This window comes from Microbacterium telephonicum, from assembly GCF_003651225.1.
GTDB classification, from domain to species: Bacteria; Actinomycetota; Actinomycetes; order Actinomycetales; family Microbacteriaceae; genus Microbacterium; species Microbacterium telephonicum.
Window position 1 is genome coordinate 308,918 of sequence record NZ_RCDB01000003.1, and the last position, 8,920, is coordinate 317,837.

An 8,920-nucleotide genomic window follows, 5' to 3' on the forward strand; every position below is an offset into this window, starting at 1 on the left:
TGCTATCTGGACCGGCCCCGTTCGTGTGGGGCGGGTGGCGGGTTGGGTGTGTGTTTGCCCTCACTCACCACTGGGTCTCAGGCCACCCGCCCCGGCTCATTCGCCGTAGTGGCGGAATGCGTTGAGGTATCGGGTGGTGAAGTAGCGGGCGTCGTGCCAGGTGGGGAAGTTCGCGAGGACGACATGTCCGGCGAGCACGCACCACGGGCGGGACGGGTTGCCCTTCCGGCGGATGCGGATCACTTCGGGACCTCCGCGACCGGCACCGCAGCCCACGCATCCTCAACAGACGCAGAGTGTCCAAGGGTCGCGCGGCGCTTCTCGATCGCGGTCCGCACCGTCGCGACCCCGTCGATGCCGCGTTGCTTCGCGAGCTGCGCGAGACTGTCGAGCGCTTCCGGCGTCGCCGCAGCGTCGATCGCGGTGACCGCGGCGGCGACAGTGTCCTGCGTCTGCCGCTGCTGTCTCACCCGCGGTGTCGAAGCGGCGTTCCCGTCGTCGTCTTCATCCGGTGTGATCCCCGTGATCGCGGACAGGATGTAGCGGCGGAAGTACGTGATCCAAGACCCATACTCCTGCGCCTTCGCGCCGTCGGGGAGACCGAAAGCGCCGGAGATCTGTTCCCCGCTGGTGTGGCGGAGCTCGTAGCGGAGGACGGGCCCGTGTTCGGTCTCGTCGGGGTAGGTGACGAACGCGAGCCCATGCTTCGACGCGACCGGGAACACGGCCTTGGTGATGTCGGGGAGGGTGGCGTACTTCGACTTGAACGCAGGGTTGGTGCCGCCCTTGGAAACGTCGGGAAGTTCGGCCTGGAACGCGACGAGCGCGGCGGTCAGGGACTTGTGGTCGGTCATGGTCAGTACTCCGTGAGGTCTTGTCCGCAGCCGGGGCAAACACCCTCGGCGGTGAACAGTTGGTTGGTTCTGCAGCGGTCGCACACGGCCCAGAACGTGGGGTCACCGTGCTTGATCGGCCAGTAGATCGACCCGTCCTGCTTCCGCAGTTCGACGACGAGTTCGGTGATGGTGAGGGCGTCGAACCCGGTCGTCTGCTGGTGGAGGAGCCATGCGATGCCGTCCCACCATCCGCGGCGGTGTCCCTGCCGGTAGGAGACGGTCCCGTACCGTTCGGCCATGGCCCGGACGGCGACGGTTTCGGCGTTGGCTTGGGCGAGGCCGTGGTCTTCGCGGATCTGGGTGAGGTTCTGTTCCGCGGTCATCGCGGCGTCCCAGCTCATGGTTGTTTTCCTTCGAGGGTTCTGAGTTCGGTGTCGACGCGGGTGTACCGGTCGGACGTGGCGCGGTCGGCGATGAGGGGCCCGCGTCCGTGGAGAGCGTTGATCAGCCAGCCGGCACCGATGATGGAGGCGGCTGCGACGTCGGCACCGTCGATGGTCGGGTTGGTGAGGCTGGTGAGGATCAGGAGGCTGACCCCGGCGAACACGAACAGGCGGGAGATCACCGCTGCCACCACTTCCGGACCATCCGCGGCGCCTCATCCGAAACGGTCACCGTCGGTGCGGGGACGGGTGCGTACGGTGCCGACTCGACCTCATCCACCACGTCACTCACCGGACACCCCAGCCACGAATCGGGCGTAGATGTCGGCTTTACCGTTCTTCTGGCCTCGGGTGGTGACCTCCACGCCGTCATAGCGTTTCAGGGTCTGAACGATGCTCATCCCGCCGCCTTCAGCGACAAAAGCCCACCTCCCAGGGTTTGCGCGCAACTGCTCTACGACAGGAGCCCACTTGCGATTCGGTCCCGAATTTGGGGCCGAAGGGGGCTCCTCCCACTTGAGGTCACTCATCGCACACTCCCGGCTCGAGATCCTCATCGGCCGGGTGAACGTCGACATGGCGACGCAGCTCACGGGGCTGGAAAACCGACAGGAAGGACGTACGCGCGTCCGTGATCGAGGCGATGTTGCGCTCCGCGACCTCCTGCAGGTTCGTTTCGCCCATACGGGCGAACGTGTCCCGGAGCCGCTCCGACGCAGCCATAGCTTCATCGAAGCTGGCGAGGATGTCCGGTATCTTCGTGTTCTGAACCATCTGTCTGGTTCCTCTCATTCGAGTGCTTGGAGCCCTCGCCCTGGCCGGCGGGGGCTTCGTTCATCTGGTGGCGGGCTTCTCGTCGGACAGCGATTCGAGCCACGAGTCAACGTCCGCGCTGAGGATGATCGGCTTCCGGTTCGGGTACTTGACCTTCAGGTCGCCCTTGTCGATCGCTTCACGCACGGACGTGACCGAGAGTCCGACGGCGGTGGCGACTTCCGGGATCGAGTACGCCTTCTTCTCACTCATGCGGTGAGTCCTTCCATGAATTGGGCTGCCGGTAGACGCAGAAAGCCGCCGACACGCACGAGGTCGTTGACCGTGAAGGACGCGTGCCCGTGGAGGCGTGCGTTCAGGTCTTCCTCGCGCATGTCGGCGGCTTGTGCGACCGTCGTCAGCGGGTGGGTGGAGATGAGGGCGGCGACGTTTGCCGCGACTCTTCTCTCCGAGTTGATGTCCATACGTGAACGCTACACGTCGGAACAGACATGTGCAAGCCCGTACAGACTTGTGGCGTGTCGCAATATGGGTTTGCGCCGCCTAAACTCGTGGGCGTGAATATCCCCGACAGCCTCATCAACCCCGTCGTGTCCCGTGTCCTACGAGGCGTGATGGAGGAATCCGGGCTGCAGCAGAAGACGTGGGCGCAGAAGTCGGGGATGTCGTTGACCGTCGTGCAGAAACTGCTATCCGGGAATCAGGCGGTGAAGCTCCCCCAGCTGCTCGCGCTCGCGCACGCGTCGATCTTCACCCCGGAAGAGGTGATGGAACGCATCGACCGGGCGGTGGCGCGGGCCGTGTCCGAAGCCGGCAGTAACGTGATCGAATTCCGACCTCAGCAATCCCCGAAGGACGGGGCCCAGGAAGACACGCATGGTCAGCGTCACGCCGCCAACTTCGACACCGAGCATGAACAGGACGAACCCGACACCCCCTAGAGGCCGCGCTTACGACCCGTGGGCCCACGCAGAGCAGCTGGGTATCGAGGTGGTGGTTCGCCCGTTGCGGACCGCTCACGGGTTGTGGCTTCCCGACGCGGGCACGATCCTGCTGCACTCACGGCTACGGGTGGGTGCGCAACGGAATGTGCTCGCGCATGAGATCGGGCACGCGGACCTCGGGCATGTGGATGACCGGCCGAAGCATGAACGTCAGGCGGACGTGTACGCGGCCCGGAACCTGATCTGTCCGGACGAGCTCGAGGACTTGTATAAGTGGTGTCCGGATGAGCAGCGGGTGATAAGCGAGCTTGGGGTGACTAGGCGCCTATTTCGGGCGTTCGTTCTGGGGTGAGTAGTGCGGACAGCTGCTCCATCGCGTTCACGAGACGCGCCCGATCTCCTCGCGACTGATACGCACGCGTCATCGCGATAGTGGAGTGTCCCACCAGGGCAGAAATGACGTCTTCGGGGACGCCGGCCGCGTACAGCAGGTCGACGGTCGTGTGGCGGACGTCATGGAGCCGGATGCCGCGGTCGTCGCCGAACGTGGCTCGCATGAGTTGGATCCACTGTTTGGAGTCCCAGTCGGGGTCGCGTGGTGCGCCGGCGGGTGTGGTGAAGATGAGCCCGTGCTGTCCCGGTGGGTGTTCGGCGATGTGGGCTTCGAGGGTTTCGCGTAGGGGTGACACGAGGGGGATGATCCGCCAGCCCGCACGTGACTTGGGGCGGGTGAAGTACAGGCCGCCTTCGATGTGACGGTATTCGTGGTCGGCGGGCACGTTGAGGTGTTTCTCGGGGCAGGATGCGGCGCGTTTGAACCCGCACAGGTAGCGCCCGTCCTGGTCGGGTGTGGGGGTGCATCCGTGGGCCCAGAGGATGCGTTGCAGTTGCCAGGACAGGTCGAGGACGTCACCGACCCGGTCTTGTTCGATGCCGATGACTTCGCCGCGTCGGGCGCCGGTGAGGAGGGATGTGGCCCAGCGTGCACGGTCGGGTCGGTGTTGGATCGCGCCGATGAGCGCGACCGCTTCTTCGAGGGACATGACGTCGAGGGTGCGGTTCGTTTTCCGGGGTGGGGTGACGTACTCGGTCGGGTTCGACGGGATCCGCCCCTCCCCCGCGGCGTCGGTGAGGGACGCGGCGAGGATGTGGTGTGCGTTGCGTGCGTAGGTGGAGGAACGGCCCGCGGCGAGGATGTCACGGCGGAGACGCTGCACGAGCGCGGGCGTGACCTTGTCGATGCGTGTCTTCTCCCCCAGTGACGGGACGATCTGGGATCGGATGGTGGACCGGTAAGAGGAGAGTGTCGCGGGGCGGAGGTTGGGGGCGGCGTAGTTCTCCACCCAGTACGCGAACCACTCCTGGACGTTGATGTTGTCGGTGCGGAGTGTTCCTTTGCGGCGGAGTTCTTCCTGCGCTTCCTTCAGCTTCCGGATCGCTTCACGCTTGTTCTTCGAGCGGACGTATTTCCGGTGGCGTTTGCGCCCGTCGATGGGTGGGAGTTCGACGACTCCTTGCCAGTATTTGAGGGGCTGGTTGGGGTCTGCGGGGACGCGGGAGAGTCCGCCTTCGCCTTTGCCACGCATTCAATCTCCCTGTTGCTTGTTGCCAGTGTCTAGAGCGTCGAGGATCGCGTAGAGCGCGGCATCCGCCTCGCGGTGCTCGTCGGTTCGTGGCCGCTCAGCGACCCAGACGGGCAGGAGCGCGCGGATGCGGTCGAAAGCGTGGGTGGTCACGGTGTGATCGTGATCGGCGAGCCACCTATCGAACGCTGCTTTCTGTGCATCGCGCGCACCGGGCTCGGGCCAGTCGATGTTTCCTGCGACGGTGGGGTTCTGGATCGCGGCGTGGACGCCGAATGCGAAGTTGCGACGTACATCGTCGGTTGTTGGCGTTGCGGCTGTGTTCTCGTTCATATGACCCATCTTCTCGGTGATTGTGGCGATCGCTTGGGTTGCCGGAGTGCGCGCATCACAGCCAATTTCCACGTGTGCACGCTCCTATTCGGTCGATTCCTGCACTTCGATCCACCAGTCCTCGTCCTCCCAGCACACGATCACCGGGTAGGTGCCGAGCGCTAGGCCGTCGAATGTCTCAATGTCGCCACGGGACTCGAAAACGAAACGGAGGGCGCAGTCGTCAGACTCGACCAGCCACTCGCCGTCGCGGTGAAAGTGGTAGCGCCCGTGCCGGGTGCGCTCGTCGCCCGCCACGTGTTCCGGGTCCATCGCCTGGCACGCCTTCTGCTTGCAGCGGTTGAAGACCTGGCAGTCGGAGCCGTGTGTGCCGCCGAACTCATAGCCGTAGTCGTCGGTCGTCTCATCGGGCAGGCTCGTGATCGTGACGGTGTGCGCCATCATTCACTCCCGTCCGTGTGGTCCCTGATCGCGGTCTCTGCGATGCTGTCCAACCAGTTGTCGAACGCGGTCAGAGCGTCACCCGCTTCCATGCCGCGCTTGGTGGTCGCGTAGATTTCCCACGCGCATCGAATCTGTCGGGTCATCGCCCGCTGCACGCCGTCAGGCATGGTTGCTCCCGTACGTGATACGCGGGCAGACCTCATCGTGCGAGACGTCCCACTCGACCGCCTCGGCCACGTTTTCGGTCTTGATCGCCGCACCGCAACGCTTACAGGTCATCGTGATCACTCCGCACTCCCGTTCTCGTGGTTAGTGGCTGCGTCTCGGACGGTGACGAGCGCGCGTGCCACCTTCTGGTCAAACGCGGGCGTACGGCATCCGAGGGTGAAGTGCTCGAGGTCGTTCGCCTCAGCCATGGCCCGAACCTCGGGGTCCTGGGCGAGTAGCCACACGACACCGGCGAGAGTCAGGTGCACGGCCTCCTGCATACGCGCATCAGACGCGGTCATGGCGTGGCATCCTTGGTCAAGATCCGACGGACGGCCTGCATCGCGTCGTAATAACCGATGTCCGCTTCACACGCCGGCTCAAACGAACCGTGCGGCAGAAGATCCGTTATCTCACCGATGACGGCGGCGAGGCGGTTGCGCTCGGTCTCAGCCTCCACGCGACGCTGTTCTTCTTCGAAGTGGTGGAGTTCGCGGGCGTGCATCTCGCGCTCTGCGTCTCGCATGCGCCGGTAGTACTTCGCGGACTGGTGATCAGACTCCGCGAACCTGGCGTCGAGATCCTTGATCGCACGTTCGAGCGCGTCAGCCGTGTTCAGCCAGAGCGAGACCAGCGAACCGTCATTGAGGTTCTGCTCCTGGTCGATCTCTGCGAGCGCCTTGCGGAACTCTGCTGCCTTCCCGATCAACTCTTCTGGGGCGCGGACCCCGTTGTCCGCGGGTCTTCTTCTCGTGCTTTCGACGTTCGTCACTTCTTGTTCCTTCCGGCCTGAAACGGTGCATCCGATTGGTGTAGACATTCCCGCGTGTTTGCACGGGCTCTAGCGACACTCTACACGTCTATTCGGACGGTTGGCAAGCCAGTTTAGGTTCCAATCTTTGGTTTCCGGTACCAAAGGTCGCAGGTTCGATTCCTGTCGGGGGCACAGCAGGGTCCCGGGTTCGCCCGGGACCTTTTCGTTTGCGTTCGGACGACGATCGACCCGACCCGATCGACGCGAAGAAAAAGCCCCGACCGTTACCACGCGGCCGGGGCGAGACGAATGAGAAGTTCGCCTATCCCGGCCGGCATACCGGGTGGGCCTGAGAGACGGCTCGGCGGCCGCCCGGCCGGACGATGCCGTATCACGGCGTCCGCTCCGCCCTCTTCACCTGTGCGACCACGGCGGTCGCCCAGGGATGAAAGAGCGAACCATGACGACCACCTTCGGCGTCGAGGCCATCCGGCATTTCGCGAACGCACGCGCTCACGGACCGGACTCCAAGGCCGCAGACCTGACATACACCTTCAATCGGAGCAACGGGTTCGATCGCGAGCTCCGCGACGCGCATCACGCGCGAGCGTTCTACTGGACCGAGCGCGACGTCTTCGAGAACGATCTGCAGGACTCGTCGCTCGGCGGGGATGATGCGAACTGGGTCGACAACGTCGACCTTTTCTGGATCGAGACGCACGGGAACAACGTGAACGGCGTCCCCATCATGCTGTACGACACTCCCGTCGACGATTGGCTGACCTGGGGTGACACCTGGGAGCTGGGCGAAGCTGCAGCCCGCACCCGCCGCGCGGCCTGACTCCGGAGATGCCGCGCCGGCACACCTTGTCGGCGCGGCATCTCGGCATCGAGCCGTCGCTGTCAAGCCCGTTCCGGATCGAGCGGCTCCTGCGTGACGGTGGAGTGTCGAAGGAGGACGCCATGGAACCGAACCCGCAGGACGACGCGGTGAACACCTCGCCCGAGGAGGCGCCGACGGATGCCGTGACCGACGAGGTGAAGCGCTCCGAGGTCGACGAGACCGGGCAGGTCGGGAATGCGGACGACCTGGCCGAGGCGCAGACCGAGGGACCGGACGAGACGTGACCGCGGCGACGTCCGCCGCGGGATGTCATCCCCGCGACTGAGCCGGGTCATCCCGCGGCCGGACGTCCGCCGGTGATGGGGTTTCTAGCGTGGAGGCATGACTTCCCGCGCCTCCACTCCCGGTATCTCGGCCCTCGGCCTCGTCTCCATCGTTCTCCTGCTCGCGGGCTGCTCCGCCTTCGACGCCACCGCCCACGGCAGCGCGGAGACCACGTATACCGGGGCGAGCGGACTGGCGAAGGAGCATCCGGAGGTCGCGAGCTGGCTCCCCTCGGACGCGACGTCGATCACCGTGGTGGATTCGACGCGCGCGGACGACACGATGACGGTCGGGTTCGACTCCGCCTCCGCGCCCGACGGGTGCGAGGCAGCCGCGCGACAGTCCGCGCCGACGATGAGCGTCGACACCGACGTGGACGTGTACGCCGTCGATTCCGTCCTGGTCTGCGGCGACTGGGCACTCGCGAGGGATGCGGACCATTGGGTCGCGTGGACGCCCGCTGTCGAAGCCGGGTGAGCCGGCTCAGACGGTGATCTCGACGAGGTCGGCCTCCGTGTCTCGGACGACGCTCTCGTAGTAGCCGGCTCCGGTGGTGCGCGGTCCGCTCACGACGGGGTGTCCGGCCTGCGCGAGGCGCTCGGTGAGCCCGTCGACCTCCTCCACCGACCCGACGGAGAAAGCGCGCCGCCGTCGAACGTGAGGAAGGGCTGACGAGACGACGGACCGACGTGTCAGTCGCGCGATGTCGCGTTGACGATGCCGGAGCGCTCCTGCCCGCTGAGTCGCGCGATGGCGGCCATCGTCCGCTCGGTGATCTCCCGCCGCGCCTTGCCGTCGGGCACCCCCTCGAGGTCCGCGAGATCGAGCGGCTCGCCGAAGCGCACCTCGAGACGCGGCTGCCCACGCCGCAGGTGACCGAACGGCGTCGGCGCGCCCGTGCCGATCAGTCCGACCGGTACGACCGCGGCGCCCGTCGCCCGCGCCATCCAGGCCGCGCCGCCGTGACCCTCGTGCAGCTTCCCGTCGCGGGAGCGCGTGCCCTCGGGGAACACCGCGAACACTCCCCCGGCCCGCAGGATGCCGCTGCCCGCGTCGAGCGCCGCCCTCGCATCCCGGCCGGCCGCGCGGTACACCGGCACGCCGCCGATCGACCGGAAGAACCAGCGCTTCAGACGACCGATCACCCCCGGGCCGGTGAAGTACGCGGATTTGATGAGGAACTGCACGGGACGCCGCGCCGACGTCGGAATGATGACGGTGTCGAGGGCCCCGAGGTGATTGCTCGCCAGCAGCACCGCGCCGCGCGCGGGAATGTTCTCGCGACCCACGATCCGCGGGCGGTAGAGCACCTGGAACAGCGGCCGCAGCAGGGCCCGCCCGACGAAGTAGATGGCGCCCGGTCGAGGCGCAGGAGGAGGGCTCGACGGAGCGGGCGCGGTCACCCCGCCACTTTATCCGCCGCTCCGAGGCCGA

General features: G+C 66.0%; 20 protein-coding genes and 1 tRNA gene. 6 read left to right on the forward strand and 15 right to left on the reverse strand.

The window, feature by feature from the left end:
• Nucleotides 1-96: 96 nt before the first annotated feature.
• The 7 genes from C7474_RS15030 to C7474_RS11080 all read right to left on the reverse strand — a co-directional run bounded on the left by C7474_RS15030 (nucleotide 97) and on the right by C7474_RS11080 (nucleotide 2,517).
• The gene (locus C7474_RS15030) at nucleotides 97-243 is read right to left on the reverse strand and encodes a hypothetical protein (protein ID WP_158597327.1); all 147 of its coding nucleotides are present in this window, start codon (nucleotides 241-243) and stop codon (nucleotides 97-99) included.
• Nucleotides 240-854 carry an ERF family protein gene (locus C7474_RS11055; protein WP_121059987.1) on the reverse strand — a complete coding sequence of 205 codons (615 nt, stop codon included), beginning with the start codon at nucleotides 852-854 and terminating at the stop codon, nucleotides 240-242. Before C7474_RS11055 ends, C7474_RS15030 begins: the two co-directional genes overlap by 4 nt.
• A gap of 2 nt (nucleotides 855-856) precedes the next feature.
• Nucleotides 857-1,237 (reverse strand): hypothetical protein, encoded by a 381-nt coding sequence (locus C7474_RS11060; protein ID WP_121059989.1) that lies wholly within the window; start codon nucleotides 1,235-1,237, stop codon nucleotides 857-859.
• Entirely contained in the window at nucleotides 1,234-1,473 is a 240-nt protein-coding gene (locus tag C7474_RS11065) for a hypothetical protein (protein ID WP_121059991.1), read from the reverse strand. The genes C7474_RS11060 and C7474_RS11065 overlap by 4 nt, the downstream gene beginning before the upstream one ends.
• A 328-nt stretch (nucleotides 1,474-1,801) precedes the next feature.
• Entirely contained in the window at nucleotides 1,802-2,053 is a 252-nt protein-coding gene (locus C7474_RS11070; RefSeq protein WP_121059993.1) for a hypothetical protein, read from the reverse strand.
• A 60-nt stretch (nucleotides 2,054-2,113) separates the two neighbouring features.
• Nucleotides 2,114-2,305: a helix-turn-helix transcriptional regulator gene (locus tag C7474_RS11075; protein WP_121059995.1), complete on the reverse strand. Its 192-nt coding sequence runs from the start codon at nucleotides 2,303-2,305 to the stop codon at nucleotides 2,114-2,116.
• The gene (locus C7474_RS11080; RefSeq protein WP_121059997.1) at nucleotides 2,302-2,517 is read right to left on the reverse strand and encodes a hypothetical protein; all 216 of its coding nucleotides are present in this window, start codon (nucleotides 2,515-2,517) and stop codon (nucleotides 2,302-2,304) included. The genes C7474_RS11075 and C7474_RS11080 overlap by 4 nt, the downstream gene beginning before the upstream one ends.
• A gap of 93 nt (nucleotides 2,518-2,610) precedes the next feature.
• Here C7474_RS11080 and C7474_RS11085 point away from each other — a divergent pair, with 93 nt between their 5' ends.
• Both C7474_RS11085 and C7474_RS15505 read left to right on the forward strand, forming a co-directional pair.
• Complete coding sequence (locus C7474_RS11085; RefSeq protein WP_147436707.1) at nucleotides 2,611-2,994, forward strand: helix-turn-helix domain-containing protein; 384 nt, start codon at nucleotides 2,611-2,613, stop codon at nucleotides 2,992-2,994.
• The gene (locus tag C7474_RS15505) at nucleotides 2,966-3,349 is read left to right on the forward strand and encodes an ImmA/IrrE family metallo-endopeptidase (protein WP_422385807.1); all 384 of its coding nucleotides are present in this window, start codon (nucleotides 2,966-2,968) and stop codon (nucleotides 3,347-3,349) included. The genes C7474_RS11085 and C7474_RS15505 overlap by 29 nt, the downstream gene beginning before the upstream one ends.
• Here the strand turns inward: C7474_RS15505 and C7474_RS11095 are convergent.
• From C7474_RS11095 to C7474_RS11115, 6 genes are all read right to left on the reverse strand, one after another.
• Nucleotides 3,315-4,583 (reverse strand): tyrosine-type recombinase/integrase, encoded by a 1,269-nt coding sequence (locus C7474_RS11095; protein ID WP_121060003.1) that lies wholly within the window; start codon nucleotides 4,581-4,583, stop codon nucleotides 3,315-3,317. The genes C7474_RS15505 and C7474_RS11095 overlap by 35 nt on opposite strands.
• On the reverse strand, nucleotides 4,584-4,985 hold the full coding sequence (locus tag C7474_RS11100) for a hypothetical protein (RefSeq protein WP_147436708.1): 402 nt from the start codon (nucleotides 4,983-4,985) through the stop codon (nucleotides 4,584-4,586).
• A gap of 12 nt (nucleotides 4,986-4,997) precedes the next feature.
• Nucleotides 4,998-5,354: a hypothetical protein gene (locus C7474_RS11105; protein WP_147436709.1), complete on the reverse strand. Its 357-nt coding sequence runs from the start codon at nucleotides 5,352-5,354 to the stop codon at nucleotides 4,998-5,000.
• Nucleotides 5,354-5,524 carry a hypothetical protein gene (locus tag C7474_RS15035; RefSeq protein WP_158597328.1) on the reverse strand — a complete coding sequence of 57 codons (171 nt, stop codon included), beginning with the start codon at nucleotides 5,522-5,524 and terminating at the stop codon, nucleotides 5,354-5,356. Before C7474_RS15035 ends, C7474_RS11105 begins: the two co-directional genes overlap by 1 nt.
• A gap of 117 nt (nucleotides 5,525-5,641) precedes the next feature.
• Nucleotides 5,642-5,866, reverse strand: a complete 225-nt coding sequence (locus tag C7474_RS11110; RefSeq protein ID WP_121060009.1) for a hypothetical protein — start codon at nucleotides 5,864-5,866, stop codon at nucleotides 5,642-5,644.
• Complete coding sequence (locus C7474_RS11115) at nucleotides 5,863-6,336, reverse strand: hypothetical protein (protein ID WP_121060011.1); 474 nt, start codon at nucleotides 6,334-6,336, stop codon at nucleotides 5,863-5,865. The genes C7474_RS11110 and C7474_RS11115 overlap by 4 nt, the downstream gene beginning before the upstream one ends.
• A gap of 107 nt (nucleotides 6,337-6,443) precedes the next feature.
• Here C7474_RS11115 and C7474_RS15040 point away from each other — a divergent pair.
• The 4 genes from C7474_RS15040 to C7474_RS11130 all read left to right on the forward strand — a co-directional run bounded on the left by C7474_RS15040 (nucleotide 6,444) and on the right by C7474_RS11130 (nucleotide 7,963).
• Nucleotides 6,444-6,510 (forward strand) — tRNA-Arg (locus C7474_RS15040).
• Between the two features lie 268 nt (nucleotides 6,511-6,778).
• Complete coding sequence (locus C7474_RS11120) at nucleotides 6,779-7,159, forward strand: DUF6345 domain-containing protein (RefSeq protein WP_121060014.1); 381 nt, start codon at nucleotides 6,779-6,781, stop codon at nucleotides 7,157-7,159.
• A 122-nt stretch (nucleotides 7,160-7,281) separates the two neighbouring features.
• On the forward strand, nucleotides 7,282-7,446 hold the full coding sequence (locus C7474_RS15045) for a hypothetical protein (RefSeq protein WP_158597329.1): 165 nt from the start codon (nucleotides 7,282-7,284) through the stop codon (nucleotides 7,444-7,446).
• A gap of 97 nt (nucleotides 7,447-7,543) precedes the next feature.
• Nucleotides 7,544-7,963, forward strand: a complete 420-nt coding sequence (locus C7474_RS11130) for a hypothetical protein (RefSeq protein WP_121060018.1) — start codon at nucleotides 7,544-7,546, stop codon at nucleotides 7,961-7,963.
• Between the two features lie 6 nt (nucleotides 7,964-7,969).
• Here C7474_RS11130 and C7474_RS15445 read toward each other — a convergent pair whose 3' ends face one another.
• On the reverse strand, nucleotides 7,970-8,191 hold the full coding sequence (locus C7474_RS15445; protein WP_338418405.1) for a VOC family protein: 222 nt from the start codon (nucleotides 8,189-8,191) through the stop codon (nucleotides 7,970-7,972).
• A complete protein-coding gene (locus tag C7474_RS11135) occupies nucleotides 8,179-8,889 on the reverse strand; it encodes a lysophospholipid acyltransferase family protein (RefSeq protein ID WP_241965213.1) in 711 nt (236 codons plus the stop codon). The genes C7474_RS15445 and C7474_RS11135 overlap by 13 nt, the downstream gene beginning before the upstream one ends.
• Between the last annotated feature and the right edge of the window lie 31 nt (nucleotides 8,890-8,920).